The following is a 16953-nucleotide window of genomic DNA, read 5'->3' on the forward strand; positions in this document are numbered from 1 at the left end:
GGGGCGTTGAAAAACCCCGGCCCGCATCAAGATCGCGTCATTTTTTCGCAACGTGGCAGAATTCCTGACCGGGCCATTAGGACTCTGTAAAAAAGTTACAATATCTGGACAGTCGGGAAAATATCCTTACAAAATTGGCTTCACACTGACCGCCCAGATCGGAGTATCGCACTTGTCCCTATTCCTTATCGCGGCCCTTCCCTTCCTTGGCGCTGTTTTTCCCGCCCTGCTGATCCGGGCAGGCCGGAACGCAGCCGCCTCCGCCGCCGGGTTGACCACATTCCTGGCCCTGATGGGCTTGTTGATTCATATCCCGTCAGTGATGCGCGGAGAGGTGGTGACCGCCCGGTTCGATTGGATACCGGGGCTGGGTCTGAACGCAAATTTCATGCTGGACGGATTGGGCTTTTTGTTCGCGTTGCTGATCCTGGGCATAGGGTTGCTGATCATCCTTTATGCAAGGTTCTATCTGTCGCGCGAAGACCCGATGGGGCAGTTCTTTACCTATCTTTTGCTGTTTCAGGGCGCGATGGTCGGGATTGTCCTGTCCGACAATATCCTGCTTCTGCTTATTTTCTGGGAACTTACATCGCTCAGCTCATTCCTGCTGATCGGCTATTGGAAGCACCTTCCCGAAGGTCGTCAGGGCGCGCGCATGGCCTTGGCTGTCACTGGCTCTGGCGGCTTGGCGATGATTGCCGGGATGCTGATCCTCGGCAATATCGTGGGCTCCTACGACCTCAGCGTCATTTTGCGGAACAAAGAACTGATCCAGGCTTCACCCTACTACATGCCTGCGCTGATCCTTATCCTGCTGGGCTGTTTTACCAAGTCGGCGCAGTTCCCGTTTCATTTCTGGCTACCGCACGCCATGGCCGCGCCAACACCGGTTTCGGCCTATCTGCACTCTGCCACAATGGTGAAAGCGGGCCTGTTTCTGATGGCACGGATGTGGCCGGTTCTGGCCGGCACGGATGCGTGGTTCTACATCGTCGCCACGACGGGGCTGATCACCATGCTGATTGGCGCGTCTATCGCGTTGTTCAAGGACGACCTTAAGGCGCTGCTGGCGTTTTCGACCGTTTCGCATCTTGGCCTCATCACCATGCTGCTGGGCTTTGGCACAAAAATTGCCGCCGTCGCTGCCGTGTTCCACATCATCAACCACGCAACGTTCAAAGCCGCCTTGTTCATGACCGCCGGGATCGTGGATCACGAAACAGGCACGCGCGATATCAAAAGACTGGGTGGCTTGCGCCACCTGATGCCGATCACCTTCACAATCGGCACGATTGCCGCCCTCTCGATGGCCGGGCTGCCGCCTCTGAACGGTTTCCTGTCCAAAGAGATGATGCTTGAAGAAACCGTGCACACCACATGGCTGCACTCTCATTACCTGGTGCCGGGGCTGGCGCTTTTGGCTGCGTTGTTCTCGGCCGCTTATTCCTTCCGCTTCGTCAGCCACGTCTTTCTTGGACCACAGCGGGAAGATTATCCGGCACATCCGCATGATCCGCCCGTTGGGTTGTGGATTGCGCCCGCGTTCCTGGTCGTACTTGTCATCCTGATCGGCCTCTATTCCGCGGCCATTGTCGGCCCATTGGTCGCAGTGGTGTCCAGCGCGGTGATTGGCGGCGAGAAGCTTCCGTATTACTCGCTGAAACTCTGGCATGGCTTCACACCGGCCCTTTACATGTCGGTCGTGGCCACGCTGGGTGGTCTATTCCTGCTGGCGTTGCACAGACGAGGTGAGCAGATCTGGAACGCTCTGCCCCGCCCCGAAGCCAAGCAGATCTTTGAAGCAATCATAGAAGCGCTGACCAGGTTGAGCCGATGGATCACGGATGAGTTGCACAACGGGGTCCTTAGCCGCTATGCAATCATCTTCGTCGCCTTTACCGTTGGCCTGGGTTATTACGCGTATTCGACCGGAACCATCGGCATAGAAACCCGCGTTCCGCTGCCGGCTCAGATCATTCCTATCCTTGGCTGGATCTGTCTTGTGGGTGCGACGCTGGGCATTATGTGGTTCCACCGGAATCGTCTTTTGTCACTGGTATTGATCGGTGTCGTCGGCCTGATCGTTTCGGTTGCCTTCAACTATCTCTCGGCCCCCGATCTTGCCTTGACGCAGATCTCGGTCGAAGTGGTGACAATGATCCTTTTGTTGCTGTCGCTGAACTTCCTGCCGACCGAAACGCCCTGGGACAGTTCGGCGGCACGGCGCTGGCGGGACGCGGCGATTTCCGTGGTCGCGGGCCTTGGCACCGGTGCGTTGATCTACGCGATGATGATGCGCGATTTCGCGTTCCCGACGATTTCAGAGTTCCATCTGGCCAATTCCTACAAAGGCGGCGGCGGCACCAATGTGGTCAACGTGATCCTTGTCGACTTCCGGGGTTTTGATACCTTTGGCGAGATCATCGTTCTGGGCATTGCCGCACTGATCATCTTTGCGCTGACGGAATCCGTTCTCGGTACAAATGTCCGCAGCTATCTGCTGAACCGCAAACCGCATTGGCCGCAATCCGGGGATTCGCATCCGCTGATGATGGTTGTGGTCACCCGTGTCATGATGCCGATCGCACTGATGGTCGGGGCTTACATCTTTTTCCGCGGGCACAACCAGCCCGGTGGCGGCTTTATCGCCGGCCTGATCGTCGCCATCGCCTATCTGATGCAATACATGGCCAGCGGCTATACCTGGGCCATCGAGCGGCAAAGATTCTATTACCACGGCACCATCGGCTGGGGCGTTCTGATCGCCGCGGCAACCGGGTTGGGTGCTTGGTTCAATGAGCGCCCCTTCCTGACCAGCGATTTCGGCTACATCAACTGGCCTCCGCTGGAGGAATTCGAATGGGCCACCGCCATGCTGTTTGATACAGGCGTATTCCTGGCGGTTCTGGGTGCGGTCATGCTGGCATTGGACAGCCTGTCCCGCTTTGCGTGGCAACCGGGGATGGCACAGGAATTCCCGATGGATATCAACCCGCTGCGAGACAACCCTCCGGAAGAAGAACAAGAGAAGGAGCAGGCCTGATGGAAGCGCTCGTAGCCTCTGCCGTCGGTATCATGACCGCTGCCGGGATCTTCCTGATCCTGCGCCGTCGGACGTTTCCGGTCATTCTGGGCCTGTCTCTGATCACATACGCGGTGAACGTCTTCCTGTTCGCGACCGGACGACTGGCGCTGAACGCACCAGCGGTTCTGAACAAGTACGAGGACGTCCCCTATACCGACCCACTGCCACAGGCGCTGGTCCTGACGGCCATCGTGATCTCGTTCGGGATGACCGCCGTGATCGTGATGATCTCGCTCAGCGCATACCTGTCCGCCAAGAATGACCATATCGACATGACCGCCCAGGACAGTGTTGACGCGCCGGGAGATGACGCATGAACCACTGGATCGTTGCGCCGATCGTCCTGCCCGCGATTCTGGCCCCATTCATCATCATGGTCCTGCGATACCATCTGGACCTGCAACGCATCTTCTCGGTCGCGGGCGTCGTGGCTTTGCTTGGGATTGCGCTTACAATCACGGCTCAGGCCTCGGGCGGGGTCATTCAGGTGTACGAGCTTGGCGACTGGCCCGCCCCCTTTGGCATCGTCATGGTGCTGGATCGCATGTCCGCAATGATGGTTCTGCTGACCGCCCTGCTGGCCCTGCCGATCGTGCTTTATGCCATCGCCTCGGGCTGGGATGACCGGGGCAAGCATTTCCACGCGCTGTTTCATTTCCAGCTCATGGGCGTCTGCGGCGCCTTCCTGACCGGCGACGCCTTCAACCTTTTCGTGTTCTTCGAGGTGCTGTTGATCGCGTCTTACGGCCTTATGACTCATGGCGGTGGCGCGGTGCGGTTGAAAGCGGGTGTGCAATATGTGGCGTACAACCTGTTGGGGTCGACTCTGTTTCTGTTTGCCCTTGGCACGATCTATGGCGTGACTGGTACGCTGAACATGGCGGACATCGCCCTGCGCGTTGCAGAGATCCCAGCCGAAGATACCGCATTGCTGCGGGTTGGTGCGGTGCTGTTGCTGCTGGTCTTCTGCATCAAGGCTGCCGTTCTGCCCCTGCACTTCTGGCTGCCCGCCAGCTATGCCAACGCCCCGCTGCCTGTTGCGGCCCTGTTTGCAATCATGACCAAGGTAGGGGCCTATTCGATCCTGCGAATGTACACTCTGGCCTTCGGTCCCGACGTCGAAGTCACACAGGGTCTGGTTGGCGATTGGTTGCAACCCGCGGCGCTGCTGACGCTTGCCGTCGGTGCCATCGGCATTCTGGGATCGCAGCATATTGCCCGCATGGTTGCCTTTTGCGCCATCGCGTCCATGGGTACTTTGCTGATCGCGATTTCGCAGTTCACGCCCGGCGCGACGGCAGCCGCCCTTTATTACGTGTTCCATTCGACACTTGCGACCGCGTTGCTGTTCCTCATTGCTGACCTGATCATGGAACGGCAGGGAGGGGCCATAGCCCCCAAGCCGCCGATGCCGCAAAGCGGGTTGATTGCTGCCCTGTTCTTTGTCGGCGCCATCGCGATGGCTGGAATGCCGCCGTTGTCCGGCTTTGTTGGCAAGCTTTTGGTTCTGGACGCTTCGCGTGATGCATCCGATGCCACCTCGGTCTGGGCCGTTATCCTGATTGGATCATTCGTCACCATCGTCGGGCTGGCCCGTGCCGGGACGCTGATTTTTTGGAAAAGCTACGACGCTGAGGTTGTCACAACCGATGAAACCGCCGAAGGCGAAAACGCGTCTGCCGCCGCCCCCGAACCGCAACCCGGCCTTGCTTTTACGGCTGTGTTCGGGGCCGTGGCAGGTCTGGTCCTTCTGACCCTGTTCGCAGGTCCGGCCCTTGAGTACACGAGCAAAACCGCAGAGCAGTTGTTTACGCCTGAAAACTACATCTCTGCCGTCTTGGGAAGGGAAGAGTGATGAAACTGCTGCGCCGAATTTTCCCGCACCCCCACCTGACGATTTTGCTGACGCTTGTCTGGATTCTGCTGGCGAACAAGCCTTCGCTGAACTCTTTGATCTTTGGTCTGATCCTCGGGATCATCATTCCGTTCGTAACACAACCCTACTGGCCGGATCGTCCCAAGCTTCGCAACTGGCCAATGGTTGTGGAATATATGCTGGTGGTGCTTTGGGATATCGTGGTTGCGAACGTGACGGTGGCCCGGATCATCCTGTTCAAACGCAATGACAACCGCCAGCCCAATTGGATCTGCGTCCCGCTTGAACTGCGCACACCCGAAGCGATCACGGTTCTTGCGGGCACCATCACGATGACTCCGGGCACCGTCAGTTGTGATTTGTCAGCTCAGGGGCATAATCTGCTGGTGCACTGTCTTGATGCCCCCGACCCCGAGGTCGTGCGGGACCAGATCAAACAGCGCTATGAACGTCGCCTGAAGGAGATTTTCGAATGATCGACTACGCGATTTATTTTGCATTTGCCTGTTTCGGTGCGGCGATCATGATGTGTCTGTGGCGTATCATAACCGCTGACGGGGTCGGCACCCGGGTTCTGGCCTTGGACACTATGGTAATCAACACCATCGCCCTGATGATCCTATATGGGTTGGATCAGGGGACCGAGATCTTTTTCGAGGCCGCCATGATCATTGCCATGCTCGGTTTTGTTTCCACCGTGGCCTACGCGCGCTTCATGTTGCGCGGCAACATTATCGAATGAGGGCGGGATGACATTCATCGTGGAACTGCTGATCGCCTTTTTCCTGATCGTCTCGGGTATCTTCGGCTTTGTCGGGTCTTTTGGCATGATCAAGCTGAAAGACCCGATGTCCCGCCTGCACGCCCCGACCAAGGCAACGACCTTGGGGGTGGGCGGCGTGCTTCTGGCTTCGATAGTGCATTCTGTTCTTCTGGAAGGAAAGCTGTCCCTGCACGAGCTGCTGATCACTCTGTTCCTGTTCCTGACCGCTCCGATCACGGCCCTGTTCATTGCAAAGTGGCACATACACCGGCATGAAAAACCCGAAGACCTGCCGGATGCCGGCGAGGATGAACTTTGGGCCACCCACGCCGTCGAGCAGGTCGAGGACGTTCCGGATCATAGCGCGAATTGAAACCTATGCATATTCCTCCGCTGCCCCTGACCCGCGATCTGGTTCTTGTAGGTGGAGGTCACACCCACGCGCTGCTGCTGCGCAAATGGGGGATGGACCCGTTGCCCGGGGCGCGTGTGACCGTGATAAATCCCGGCCCGACGGCCCCGTATTCCGGAATGCTGCCAGGCTATGTCGCCGGGCATTATGACCGGTGGGAGCTGGACATCGATCTGGTCCGACTGGCCCGCTTCGCAGGCGCGCGCGTCATTCTGGGCGCGGTCGATGGAATCGATACCGATCGTCAGGAAATCCATGTTCCCGGGTGTCCACCGGTGGGTTTCGATGTGGCATCGGTCAATGTCGGGATCACTTCGGACATGCCCGCAATGCCCGGCTTTGCGGAACATGCCGTACCGGCCAAACCATTGGGGCCATTCGCGGCAGAATGGGCTGCTTATCTGGCGGGCAGCGGCCCTGCCTCGGTCGTCGTGATCGGCGGTGGAATCGCCGGGGTTGAACTGGTCATGGCGATGGCTCACGCGCTCAGGGCCAAGGGTCGGTCAGCGCAGGTTGCGCTGATCGACAATGCCTTTGCCCTGACGGCCACCAGACCCAAAGCAGCAGAGACGATCCGCCGTGCGATGCAGGATCTTGGTGTAGAGGTGATCGAAAACGCCGCGATCAGCCGGATCGCTTCGGATCACGTCGCATTGCAGGACGGGCGCAAGATCCCGGCTGGTTTCGTGACAGGGGCGGCCGGAGCCCGCCCCTATGGCTGGATCGAAAAGACCGGGCTGGACCTTGAGGATGGCTTCATCCGGGTAAACAGCTACCTGCAATCCAGCGATCCCGTGGTTTTTGCCGCCGGTGATTGCGCCCATCTGACGGACAATCCCAGACCCAAAGCCGGTGTATATGCAGTGCGCGAAGCACCGGTTCTGTTCGACAATCTGCGCGCGGCGCTGGGGGCTGGACGGATGCGCAAGTACGTCCCGCAGAAAGATTACCTGAAGCTGATTTCGCTAGGCGGCAAATCAGCGCTGGGCGAGCGTTTGGGGTTGTCCCACAGCGGAGCGATGATGTGGAAATGGAAGAACCACATCGACCGGATTTTCATGAACAAGTTCCGGGACCTGCCGCAGATGAAGCCCCCCGCGCTGCCGCGTGCACATGCCGCCGGGCTTGTCGAGGTGCTGGGCGAAAAACCGATGTGTGGCGGATGCGGTGCCAAGGTCGGGCGCGGAGCATTGCAGGTGGCGCTGAAATCGCAGCCCGGTCCCGTTCGCCCGGATATCATCCCCCTGCCCGGCGACGACGCGGCTCTGCTTCAGACGGGCGGGGTTCGGCAGGTCATGACATCAGATCACCTGCGGGCTTTTACCAATGATCCCGCACTTATGGCGCGCATCGCCGCTGTACATGCCCTGGGGGATGTGTGGGCCATGGGGGCCACGCCTCAGGCTGCCACGGCAACGATCATCCTTCCGCGCATGTCTGCTGCCCTGCAACGCCGTACCATGTCGGAAATCATGTCGATCGCAGGAGACGTCATGCGGGACGCCGGTGCCGATATCGTGGGCGGGCACAGTTCCATGGGTGACGAGATGACAATCGGTTTCACACTGACCGGCCTGTGCGACGCCGACCCGATTACGCTGGCCGGCGGGCAACCGAGCGACTGTCTGATCCTGACCAAACCCATAGGAAGCGGCGTTCTTATGGCGGCCGAGATGGCAGGCCAGGCCAACGGTGCCTGGGTCGCCGCAGCCTACCGGCATATGGCGCAGCCGCAGGGTAAGGCGGCCCGCATATTGGCCGGGGCCCATGCGATGACCGACGTGACCGGATTTGGTCTGGCCGGACATCTGCAAGGTATCTGCGACGCTTCCGGATGCGGGGCCATGATGGATCTGGGTGCCGTGGAGGTGATGGATGGCGCGCAGGAACTGACGGATCGGGGCGTTCGATCAACCCTTTTTGCAGACAACAGGGCAATAGCACCTGCCCTGCCCGCCGAGGGCAAAGCCGCCCTGATATTCGACCCGCAGACAGCAGGCGGCCTGCTGGCCGCGGTGGCGGCAGCGGACGCCGATACCGTCCTGAATGACCTCAGGAACGCTGGATATCCGGCTATGGCAATCGGCGAGCTCACCGATGCACCGGGACTGCGCCTTCAGGACTGATCCAGCAGGGTTTCGATCCGGGCGGCCGCCTCGCTCAGGCCGGCATCGTTCAGAAGGGCGATCTCAATATCGGCCAGAACCTTGACGGAACGGGATCGCCGCGACTTTGCGTATGCCGGGTCGTAATGCTGCTCCATCAGGGCCTGGGTCAGCACCTGTTTTTGACCTGCTTCGATCAACTGCATCCAACCATCCACGACCTCGTGCCCGCGATGAAAGCGCAGCGGCGACAAACGGTCCCTCAAACGGTCACTGTCAGACAGGATGTCGTCATAGGCCTGAACGAGATAGGCAGCGCGCGCCTCGAGCGGAGCCGTGATGTTCACCCGTGGGGCTGCGCACAAAGCGTTCCACAGGCTGGGCGGCAGTATCAGGCTGCCGATCTTGGACGATTCCGCTTCGATGACGACCGGGCGCGCCGTATCCATCGCACAAAGCGCCCCTGCCAGGGCCGATTCAAAAGCTTTCTGGCTGGGCTGGCCGCCCGGTCTTTCCCCCAGCAGAGACCCTCGGTGATTGGCTAGTGCTTCGAGGTCAAGAACCTGCACCCCGCGTGACTGCAAACGTGCCAGCAATTCTGTCTTGGCCGTTCCGGTATAGCCATCCAGCGCCACCAACCGATGCGGCAAGGGATCATCGTACAAATACGCATTCACCAGCCTGCGGTAGGTGCGATAGCCGCCCTCGATCACATCCGCGCGCCAGCCGATTTGTTGCAGCATCCATGTAAACGACCCCGAACGCTGTCCGCCACGCCAGCAATAGACCAGAGGGCGCCAGCTGCCTTCGTGGTGGCTTAGATGTTGCTCGATGTGGTTGGCCGCATTGCGGAATACCAGAGCGGCCCCGAGTTTACGCGCCAGAAACGGGCTTTCCTGTACATACATGGTTCCGACACGGGCGCGTTCCTCGTTGTTCAGAACCGGCAGGTTGATCGCACCTGGCAGATGGTCTTCAGCGAACTCTGCCGGGCTGCGCACATCGATGACCGTGTCAAAACCATGCGCATAAAGTTGTGTCAGATCAGGAAAGGTCAGGTCCATGCCGATGGTCTAGCTTGCCGCGTCTGCAAAGAAAAGGCCGCACGCCCTCACTCGTGCAAAGGCTTGACCAGATCAGGTCCGCTTGCGCGGTTCGAGTTCACGACTGGATCAACGCGATGAAACGTCAGCACATCCTCTGCCCCCGGCTGCATCAAACGAGCAGCGCCTTTTCCCGCTTCTCCCAGCCACAATGACCAATGTTCGGGTTCGAGGATCAGGGGCATCCGATGATGGATGGTGCCAAGGTTTTCGTTGGCCGCCGTCGTCACGATGGCACAGGTGCCCTGACGGTTTTCATCCACCCCCCAATCCTGCCAGATCCCCGCAAAGGTAATGGGGGCGCCGTCCCTACGATGGATGTACCATGGCAAGCGCGTTCCCTCGTCCGTCTTGGTCCATTCGTAGAATCCCGTTGCGACAATCAGACAGCGACGCGACCGGCAGGCATCGCGAAAGGCAGGCTTTTCCGCCAAAGTCTCGGCGCGGGCGTTGATCAGCAAAGGCCCGGCGGTTTCCGTCTTGTACCAATGTGGCAGGAACCCCCAGCGCAGCGCATCCAGACGCCGACCTGAGTCCCCACCCCGAACCACATGCACCTGATTTGTCGGACAAACATTGAAATTCGGTGCTGTCGGCAACGCGTTTGCCGGACGCGCGGAGAACAGCTGCGCCATCGCGTCATTGGGAAGAGTTATTGCAAACCGTCCGCACATGGGTAATGAACCACCGATACTACATTGATACTGGCGCAGGATCTTACGGGGTCATATGGAAAACCAAATAACGCAATCCCTCAAGAGCAAAGCAATGGCCCTTTTGGATGCGGGCAAGCTGCCACAGGCGCTGAAAAAGGCCCAGCTGGGTATCAAGAAATTCCCAAAGGACTCTGACTACCAAGCCCTCGCCGGTTTCGTTTTGACCGAGATGAAGCAGTACAGGAAATCCATTCCGTATTTTGTTGAAGCCTCGAGGATGAAGCCCGATGATCCGCAATTTGCCGAGAATCTGGCTAACGCCTTGATGCAAACAGGGCAAATTGTGCAGGCATTGACCTACGCAGAGAAAAAGATTGAAAGATTTCCAAACAATCGGGAACTCACCAGAGTTATCGACGAAATACAGCGCCAAGGGGAAAACTGGCGATCCATCATCCAGTTCACCACACACAAACTGGCGTCAGATCCGGACAACGCGGAATTGCTTTCAAAGCGTGCCCGCGCCTACCAAAGCATCGGTTTTGTCGAGGAAAGCACGCGGGATATCCAACGCGCGTACGAGTTGGCACCAAAGAACACAACGATTGCATTGCAAATGACCATCAATCTGCACCAGACCGGTGACAGAGCCCAAGCGATCAATGTTCTGAATAATATCCTGGAAACCGATCCCCACAACCCGAATGCCCTGTTGCAATCCGCAATATTGATCGCACCGGAAAACGTGCCGCAGATGATCCCTGCGTTGAACGAGGCCATCGCTCAGACAGATCAACCTCTGTAAGAGCTCGAGTTTGCCAAAGCACATCTGATCGAAAAAAGCGAAGGCTTGGCCAGGGCGTTGCCGCAATTTGCAAAGGCAAACGCAATCCAACAGTGAATCCTGCCCTACGACCCCGAAGCTGAAGAGAACAAAATATCCGATATTCTGGACCTGTTCCCTCAAGGGTCGCCTCGGGTCAGTGCAGAGCAAAACAGTATGCCGGTACCAATTTTTGTTATCGGTCAGCCGCAATCCGGAACCACTTTGATGGAGATGATGCTGAGCTCTGCGCCCGGTGTCGCCGGTTGCGGCGAGCTGATGCTGATGACCGACCTTTCCGCCAAGTTTTATACGTCCGGCACGTCGCTCGATTCAGAAGCCGCGAAGGCGATTGCCCAAAGCTACCTGGACCAGATGCCTGGGATTCCGACGGATTCAATCGCCTTTGTCGACAAGATGCCGCACAACTATCAAAATGTCGGCTTCATTCTTGCAGCCTTCCCGAATGCCCGGATCATCAACATGCTGCGGGATCCACGCGATGTCGGTTTGTCAAAATGGATCCAGCGGTTCCTAGCAGACGGCATGAACGACACATCCAATCTTGAAGCGATCGCGCATACCGCAAATCTGTATCGCCGTTACATGTCCCATTGGGATAAGCTGTTCGGAAACCGCATTCTGACACTGTCCTATGAAGATCTGGTGGCGGACCCCCTGACCCACAGCCAGCGCGTTGCCGAGTTTTGCGGTATTGAGTGGTGCCAATCCATGGTACACCCCGAAAAGAACACCAGACAGGTGCGTACGGCCAGCGTGGATCAGGTGCGCAACAAGATCTCGACCAAGTCAATCGGGCGCTGGCGCGAGGTCGCGGATCAGATCAAACCGATGCTGGATGGCTTTGACCCGGAACTTTGGCCGGAATACGATTTCAGTTGATCCGCAGAAGCAGAAAAGCCGCATCATGATGACGCGGCTTTTTTCCTTTTCAAAAACAGAGTCACTTCTGCTGGATGCGTCCGTCGACATAAGGCTGGTACGGCGCGTTTTCGGCCAGATATTCCGCGGTTACATCCGCAAGATCCGGACCGAAGTCATAGGCGTTCTTGTCATCGCCCTCGAACATCGAATACCCATCGCCACCGTTGCGGACGTAGTTGTTGGTTACGACCAGGTAGGTTTTGTTCGGGTCAATCGGAACGAACCCATCACCCTCGGCGACCATCACATCAATGATGCGCCCTTCGTTCGGCGCTACGCTGGGATCCCAGGTAAAGCGCAGGCCCGCCACTTGCGGGAACCGGCCCTTGACCTCTTCCACCTGGCTTACACCGTTTTCCAGCGCGTCAATGACGGTCTGCCCGGTGATCTCAAAAGTGGACAGCGTGTTCTGGAACGGCAGCACGGTCAGCACTTCGCCCATGGTCACTTCGCCTTCGTCAATCGACGCGCGCAGACCGCCAGAATTCGCAATCGCAATCTGAGCGCCCTGTTCGGCAACCCGCGCCAGCATGGCGTCGGCGACAAGGTTACCCATTTCGCATTCTTGTACGCGGCAAACCGCCCGATCGCCTTCAATTGCAGCGGCCGAGTTGGCAACGACGCGTTGCTTCATTTCTTCGATCGGTGCGCCCATTTCGGCCACGCGTGCAGCGATATCCGCATCGGGCGTGACAGACGCATCAAGCAGGATAGGCTCACCTTCCGCTGAAATCAGGTTGCCATCATCATCAAAGGTCAGCGTGATCTCGCCCAGATATTTGGAATAGGCATAGGCCTGCACGATCGGGACATCACCGACCATCATCGGATATGACCCAGCCGCACCTTCCTGCGTGTTCGAGAGCAGCGTATGCGAATGGCCGCCGACAACAAGGTCAAGCCCCGGCACCTGCTCTGCGATCTCCAGATCCTTGGCCAATCCAACATGGTTCAAAGCAATGATGATATTGACACCTTCATCCTGCAACGCAGCCACATCAGCCTGCAGGCTTTCTATCTCATCCTGGAAAATTACGTCCTTGCCTGGGCTTGACGTTTCAACCGTGTCCGTCGCCAGTGCTGAAATTATGCCGACCTTCTGACCGCCAACGTCAAGCACAACATGGTTGCCGACCTTGTCCTTCAACTCGGCCGACGACGACAGGTCCAGATTGCCCGAGATCACTGGGAAACTGACCGCGTCGATGAACGACGCCAGACCTTCCGGACCATCGTCGAATTCGTGGTTGCCAACGGCCATAACATCGTAACCGATGGCTTCCATGAACTCGGCCTCTGCCGCGCCCTTATATGTTGTGTAGTAAAGCGATCCCTGGAACGGATCCCCCGCATCCAGCAGCAGCACATTCTGATCCGCCAGCGCATCGCGTCGGGCGTCTACCATGGTCTTGAGGCGTGCAACGCCGCCAAAACACTTACCTTCGGCTTCGCCTTCTGCGTCACAGGTCGAGTCGTATTTGTTGATCGACTCGATACGACTGTGAATGTCGTTAGTATGCAGAATGGTCAGCTTGTATTCTGCCGCCGCCACGCCAGCGGTCAGGCCAAGAATTGCAGCCGAAGCCAGGAAACGCGTCAACATATTGAATCTCCCTGTTTTAATTTGCAGGGATCGTGCGCCGATGACGCCAAAGAGTCAAAGAAGAAATCCGGCTTGATTCCAACGCGTACGCGGGGCATCAGGTCCGTATGCTGATTTACAAGATTTTCCGAGCCGAAGAGTGGGCCGCCTTGCAGGACCAGGGTGCCTCGGACGGTGCTCCGATCGACGTCGCTGACGGGTTTGTCCACTTTTCCACCGTTGAACAAGCAGCTGAAACCGCAGCCAAACATTTTGCCGGTGTCGATGGTCTGGTTTTGCTGGCCTGTGACGCAGATGCGATGGGCGACGACCTGAAATGGGAGGTTTCGCGCGGCGGTGCCCTGTTCCCGCATCTCTATCGCCAGATCCGGATGAGCGATGTTGTCTGGTCACGCCCTCTGCCGTTTGACGGCACCGCGCACCAGCTCCCAAAGGACATGTCATGACATCCTATATCGACCCGGACCGCGACCAGTTCGAGGCCTTCAAGGCATTGGATCGGGACCAGCCGATCGAAATGCTCAACCTGGTGAAGTTTCGGGCCAAGGCGCAGTACCCACCCGCGCATGAACTGGCGAATGCGGACCTGACCGGAGCGCAAGCCTATCAGAACTACGGGGCTGAAACCGCTCCGATCATTGAACGTATCGGGGCGCGCATCCTTTGGCGTGGGGTGTTTGAATCAACCCTGATTGGCCCGGCGGACGAGGCGTGGGATGCCGTCTTCATCGCCCGCTATCCGACGGCACACGCATTTCTGGAAATGGTCACCGACCCAGCCTATCGGGCGGCGGTGATCCACCGTCAGGCGGCGGTGGAAACGTCGCGCCTGATCCGATGCGGTTCAGGTGAAGCCGGGGCGACGTTCGGATGAAACTGACAGAGAAACTGGGCCTTGCCGCCCTGCACCGCATGGACCCCGAGACAGCCCACGGGATGTCGATCAGGGCGTTGAAGTCAGGGCTGGCACCCGCACCCGGGCCGGTAACGACGCCGCGCCTGAAAACGGTCGTTGCCGGGTTGACCCTGCCGAACCCGATTGGGCTGGCCGCCGGGTTCGACAAGAATGGTGAGGTTTTGGCCCCGCTGTCCCGCGCCGGGTTCGGTTTTGTCGAAGTCGGGGCGGTCACGCCGCGCCCGCAACCGGGAAACCCCAAACCCCGTCTTTTTCGCCTGACCGAGGACAAAGCAGCCATCAACCGCTTTGGCTTCAACAATGAAGGCATGGGGGTGATGGCAAAACGGCTGGCAGACCGCCCCAAAGACGCGGTCATCGGCCTGAATCTGGGGGCCAACAAGGACAGCGAAGACCGCGCGGGCGATTTTGTCAAAGTGCTGGCCCATTGTGCCGAACACCTGGATTTTGCAACCGTCAACGTGTCATCCCCGAATACGGAGAAGCTGCGGGATTTGCAGGGCAAAGCCGCTCTCACCGCGTTGTTGAGCGGTGTGATCGAGACACGTGATGCGCTGCCGCGCCGGCTGCCGATCTTCCTGAAAATCGCTCCGGATCTCACCGAGGCGGAATTGCAGGACATCGCCGAGGTCGCACGCGAAACCGGGGTGGACGCTGTGATCGCCACCAATACCACCTTGTCCCGCGACGGGTTGCGCAGCGCGCAGAAAGACGAAAGTGGTGGTTTGTCGGGCGCCCCGCTGTTTGAAAAGTCGACCCGCGTACTGGCTCAGCTGAGCAAACTGACGGAAGGGGATATCCCCCTGATCGGCGTGGGCGGCATCAGCACTGCCGAGCAGGCCTATGCCAAGATCTGTGCCGGGGCATCGGCCGTGCAGTTCTATACCGCAATGGTGTATGGCGGCATTTCCCTGGCGGCCGACATCGCCAAAGGGCTGGATGACTTGCTGGCGCGTGACGGTTTTGACACCGTATCGCAAGCCGTCGGCAGCAAACGAGAGGATTGGCTGTGATCGAATACTGGCACAACCCCCGCTGTTCCAAATCCCGCGCCGGTCTGGCGCTTTTGGAAGAAAACGGTGCGCAGGTCTGCGTTCGAAAGTACCTGGAAGACGCGCCGTCAATCGACGAGTTGCGCGCTGCGCAATCCGCGCTTGGGCTGTCGCCCATCGAAATGATGCGCACAGGAGAAAAACGGTTCAAGGAACTGGGGCTGGCCAAAACCTCGCCCGACGAAGACCTGATCCGTGCCATGGCCGAAAACCCGATCCTGATCGAGCGCCCTCTTGCAATTGCCGGAGACAAAGCCGCCATCGGACGTCCGCCGGAAAACCTGTTGACGTTGCTCTAGGCCACCTGGGCTTCAAGCTTGGGATAGCGCCAGCCCATTGTCACACCACGTGCTATATTAAGAACCATCAGCGCGGCCCACAGGCCGTGATTGCCGAAGACAGGCACCAGCATGAACAAAGCGACCACATAGATCGCCACCGACTGAATCATCGCGTTTCGCATGGCGCGGGTCCAGGTGGCACCGATGTAGATACCGTCGAACATCCAGCTTGCCACCCCGATCACCGGGGCGATCGCGGCCCAGAACAGGTATTCGCGCCCGGCTTCACGCACTTGCGGTGAAGTTGACATCAGGTCGATCAGCGCCGGGCCGGCGACGAAGAAAACCGCAGCCAGCAACAGCGCGCCCCCAACACCCCATTGCGAGGCCATGACAGAGGCGCGACGCACCTGATACCTGTCTCTGGCACCGACTGCGCCTCCGACCAGCGCTTCGGCGGAAAAGGCAAACCCATCAAGCGCAAAGGCGGTGATTTCAAGAAACTGAAGCAAGACTTGATTGGCCGCCAGATTCACGTCACCCAGATCCGAACCAACAAAAAGGAATGTCGTGAACGATCCGGTCAACAGAACCGATCGCAGCATGATATCACCGTTGACCTGCAACATACGCCGCAGCCGGGCGGCATCGAAAACCCGAGCCCAATCGCGCCAGATTCCATCAGCGAACCCATCCCGGCAAAGCCACACCCCCAAGGCCAAACCGGTCCATTCTGCGATCAGGGTGGCAATGGCAACCCCTTCGACCCCCCAGCCAAGGCCCAGAACGAACCACAGGTCGAGACCGATATTCAACCCGTTCATCCAGACCTGAAGGATGAACACGCCGCGCGTACGCTCGACGGCGATCAGCCAGCCGGTAACGGCATATAATGCGATGGTTGCAGGCGCCCCCCAGATGCGGATTTCCAGATAGGATCGGGTCAGGGCTTCGACTTCGGGGCTTGCCGGGGAAAGCGCGAACGCACCCGCAAACACGGCCACCTGCGCAAGGATAAAGAACAGTCCGGCCGCGCCTCCCAGGATCAGGCCGCGCATCAGCAGCGCCCGGGTTTCGACGGTATCGCCTGCCCCGCGTGCCTGCGCCGCCATCCCGGTCGTGCCCATCCGCAGGAAACCGAAGATCCAATAGATTGTGGACAGGATCACAGCCCCGATGCCGACCGCCCCGATCGGGGCCGCCTCGCCCATCTGACCGACAACGCCCGTATCCACCGCACCCAGTATCGGCACGGTGGCATTCGACAGGACTATGGGCACCGCGATCTTCAGCACCCGCCTGTGCGTGATGGGCGCCGAGGCGTCCTGCACGG

Annotated in this window: 17 protein-coding genes; 13 read left to right on the top strand and 4 right to left on the bottom strand. The window is 58.8% G+C overall.

The annotated features are described in order from the left end of the window. The first annotated feature begins 172 nt into the window (after positions 1 to 172). Genes GOW04_RS07175 through selD form a run of 7 tightly spaced genes read left to right on the top strand, consistent with a single transcriptional unit; the run spans position 173 to position 8262 of the window. Entirely contained in the window at positions 173 to 3043 is a 2871-nt protein-coding gene (locus GOW04_RS07175; protein WP_171231979.1) for a monovalent cation/H+ antiporter subunit A, read from the top strand. Then, positions 3043 to 3402, top strand: a complete 360-nt coding sequence (locus GOW04_RS07180) for a Na+/H+ antiporter subunit C (protein WP_152457442.1) — start codon at positions 3043 to 3045, stop codon at positions 3400 to 3402. Before GOW04_RS07175 ends, GOW04_RS07180 begins: the two co-directional genes overlap by 1 nt. After that, entirely contained in the window at positions 3399 to 4940 is a 1542-nt protein-coding gene (locus GOW04_RS07185; protein ID WP_171231980.1) for a monovalent cation/H+ antiporter subunit D, read from the top strand. Before GOW04_RS07180 ends, GOW04_RS07185 begins: the two co-directional genes overlap by 4 nt. Beyond that, positions 4940 to 5437 carry a Na+/H+ antiporter subunit E gene (locus GOW04_RS07190; RefSeq protein WP_171231981.1) on the top strand — a complete coding sequence of 166 codons (498 nt, stop codon included), beginning with the start codon at positions 4940 to 4942 and terminating at the stop codon, positions 5435 to 5437. Before GOW04_RS07185 ends, GOW04_RS07190 begins: the two co-directional genes overlap by 1 nt. Then, entirely contained in the window at positions 5434 to 5703 is a 270-nt protein-coding gene (locus GOW04_RS07195) for a K+/H+ antiporter subunit F (RefSeq protein WP_152457439.1), read from the top strand. Before GOW04_RS07190 ends, GOW04_RS07195 begins: the two co-directional genes overlap by 4 nt. 7 nt (positions 5704 to 5710) lie before the next feature. Further along, a complete protein-coding gene (locus GOW04_RS07200; protein ID WP_152457438.1) occupies positions 5711 to 6097 on the top strand; it encodes a Na+/H+ antiporter subunit G in 387 nt (128 codons plus the stop codon). Between the two features lie 5 nt (positions 6098 to 6102). After that, positions 6103 to 8262 (top strand): selenide, water dikinase SelD, encoded by a 2160-nt coding sequence (selD, locus tag GOW04_RS07205; RefSeq protein WP_171231982.1) that lies wholly within the window; start codon positions 6103 to 6105, stop codon positions 8260 to 8262. Here the strand turns inward: selD and mnmH are convergent. Both mnmH and GOW04_RS07215 read right to left on the bottom strand, forming a co-directional pair. Next, positions 8253 to 9305 carry a tRNA 2-selenouridine(34) synthase MnmH gene (mnmH, locus tag GOW04_RS07210; protein ID WP_171231983.1) on the bottom strand — a complete coding sequence of 351 codons (1053 nt, stop codon included), beginning with the start codon at positions 9303 to 9305 and terminating at the stop codon, positions 8253 to 8255. The two genes, selD and mnmH, sit on opposite strands and share 10 nt — an antisense overlap. A 47-nt stretch (positions 9306 to 9352) precedes the next feature. Then, the gene (locus GOW04_RS07215) at positions 9353 to 10018 is read right to left on the bottom strand and encodes an SOS response-associated peptidase (RefSeq protein WP_171231984.1); all 666 of its coding nucleotides are present in this window, start codon (positions 10016 to 10018) and stop codon (positions 9353 to 9355) included. A gap of 103 nt (positions 10019 to 10121) precedes the next feature. Here GOW04_RS07215 and GOW04_RS21885 point away from each other — a divergent pair, with 103 nt between their 5' ends. Both GOW04_RS21885 and GOW04_RS21890 read left to right on the top strand, forming a co-directional pair. Continuing rightward, a complete protein-coding gene (locus GOW04_RS21885) occupies positions 10122 to 10805 on the top strand; it encodes a lipopolysaccharide assembly protein LapB (RefSeq protein ID WP_254430068.1) in 684 nt (227 codons plus the stop codon). Positions 10806 to 11000: 195 nt separating this feature from the next. Continuing rightward, positions 11001 to 11726: a sulfotransferase gene (locus GOW04_RS21890; RefSeq protein WP_254430069.1), complete on the top strand. Its 726-nt coding sequence runs from the start codon at positions 11001 to 11003 to the stop codon at positions 11724 to 11726. Between the two features lie 61 nt (positions 11727 to 11787). Here the strand turns inward: GOW04_RS21890 and GOW04_RS07225 are convergent, their stop codons facing one another. Further along, the gene (locus tag GOW04_RS07225; RefSeq protein WP_171170355.1) at positions 11788 to 13371 is read right to left on the bottom strand and encodes a bifunctional UDP-sugar hydrolase/5'-nucleotidase; all 1584 of its coding nucleotides are present in this window, start codon (positions 13369 to 13371) and stop codon (positions 11788 to 11790) included. A 107-nt stretch (positions 13372 to 13478) separates the two neighbouring features. On the opposite strand from GOW04_RS07225, the gene GOW04_RS07230 reads away from it, so the two are divergent. The 4 genes from GOW04_RS07230 to arsC are packed head-to-tail and all read left to right on the top strand — an operon-like array spanning position 13479 to position 15638. Then, positions 13479 to 13817, top strand: a complete 339-nt coding sequence (locus tag GOW04_RS07230; RefSeq protein WP_171231985.1) for a DUF952 domain-containing protein — start codon at positions 13479 to 13481, stop codon at positions 13815 to 13817. Further along, the gene (locus GOW04_RS07235; protein WP_171231986.1) at positions 13814 to 14245 is read left to right on the top strand and encodes a DUF1330 domain-containing protein; all 432 of its coding nucleotides are present in this window, start codon (positions 13814 to 13816) and stop codon (positions 14243 to 14245) included. The genes GOW04_RS07230 and GOW04_RS07235 overlap by 4 nt, the downstream gene beginning before the upstream one ends. Continuing rightward, positions 14242 to 15300, top strand: coding sequence for a quinone-dependent dihydroorotate dehydrogenase (locus GOW04_RS07240; protein ID WP_171231987.1), 1059 nt, complete (start codon positions 14242 to 14244; stop codon positions 15298 to 15300). The genes GOW04_RS07235 and GOW04_RS07240 overlap by 4 nt, the downstream gene beginning before the upstream one ends. Further along, on the top strand, positions 15297 to 15638 hold the full coding sequence (arsC, locus tag GOW04_RS07245; protein ID WP_152457429.1) for an arsenate reductase (glutaredoxin): 342 nt from the start codon (positions 15297 to 15299) through the stop codon (positions 15636 to 15638). Before GOW04_RS07240 ends, arsC begins: the two co-directional genes overlap by 4 nt. On the opposite strand, the gene GOW04_RS07250 is transcribed toward arsC, so the two are convergent. Next, positions 15635 to 16951 carry an MATE family efflux transporter gene (locus GOW04_RS07250; protein WP_171119427.1) on the bottom strand — a complete coding sequence of 439 codons (1317 nt, stop codon included), beginning with the start codon at positions 16949 to 16951 and terminating at the stop codon, positions 15635 to 15637. The genes arsC and GOW04_RS07250 overlap by 4 nt on opposite strands. Positions 16952 to 16953 lie beyond the last annotated feature (2 nt).

Source organism: Ruegeria sp. HKCCA4812, from assembly GCF_013034245.1.
In the GTDB taxonomy this organism is placed as follows: Bacteria; Pseudomonadota; Alphaproteobacteria; order Rhodobacterales; family Rhodobacteraceae; genus Ruegeria.

What these genes read in the sequence shown, in the direction of transcription:
- GOW04_RS07180 (WP_152457442.1), top strand. Translation starts at nt 3,043, where the DNA reads ATGGAAGCGCTCGTAGCCTCTGCCGTCGGTATCATGACCGCTGCCGGG.
- GOW04_RS07185 (WP_171231980.1), top strand. Translation starts at nt 3,399, where the DNA reads ATGAACCACTGGATCGTTGCGCCGATCGTCCTGCCCGCGATTCTGGCC.
- GOW04_RS07190 (WP_171231981.1), top strand. Translation starts at nt 4,940, where the DNA reads ATGAAACTGCTGCGCCGAATTTTCCCGCACCCCCACCTGACGATTTTG.
- GOW04_RS07195 (WP_152457439.1), top strand. Translation starts at nt 5,434, where the DNA reads ATGATCGACTACGCGATTTATTTTGCATTTGCCTGTTTCGGTGCGGCG.
- GOW04_RS07200 (WP_152457438.1), top strand. Translation starts at nt 5,711, where the DNA reads ATGACATTCATCGTGGAACTGCTGATCGCCTTTTTCCTGATCGTCTCG.
- selD (WP_171231982.1), top strand. Translation starts at nt 6,103, where the DNA reads ATGCATATTCCTCCGCTGCCCCTGACCCGCGATCTGGTTCTTGTAGGT.
- mnmH (WP_171231983.1), bottom strand. Translation starts at nt 9,305, where the DNA reads ATGGACCTGACCTTTCCTGATCTGACACAACTTTATGCGCATGGTTTT.
- GOW04_RS07215 (WP_171231984.1), bottom strand. Translation starts at nt 10,018, where the DNA reads ATGTGCGGACGGTTTGCAATAACTCTTCCCAATGACGCGATGGCGCAG.
- GOW04_RS21890 (WP_254430069.1), top strand. Translation starts at nt 11,001, where the DNA reads ATGCCGGTACCAATTTTTGTTATCGGTCAGCCGCAATCCGGAACCACT.
- GOW04_RS07225 (WP_171170355.1), bottom strand. Translation starts at nt 13,371, where the DNA reads ATGTTGACGCGTTTCCTGGCTTCGGCTGCAATTCTTGGCCTGACCGCT.
- GOW04_RS07230 (WP_171231985.1), top strand. Translation starts at nt 13,479, where the DNA reads ATGCTGATTTACAAGATTTTCCGAGCCGAAGAGTGGGCCGCCTTGCAG.
- GOW04_RS07235 (WP_171231986.1), top strand. Translation starts at nt 13,814, where the DNA reads ATGACATCCTATATCGACCCGGACCGCGACCAGTTCGAGGCCTTCAAG.
- GOW04_RS07240 (WP_171231987.1), top strand. Translation starts at nt 14,242, where the DNA reads ATGAAACTGACAGAGAAACTGGGCCTTGCCGCCCTGCACCGCATGGAC.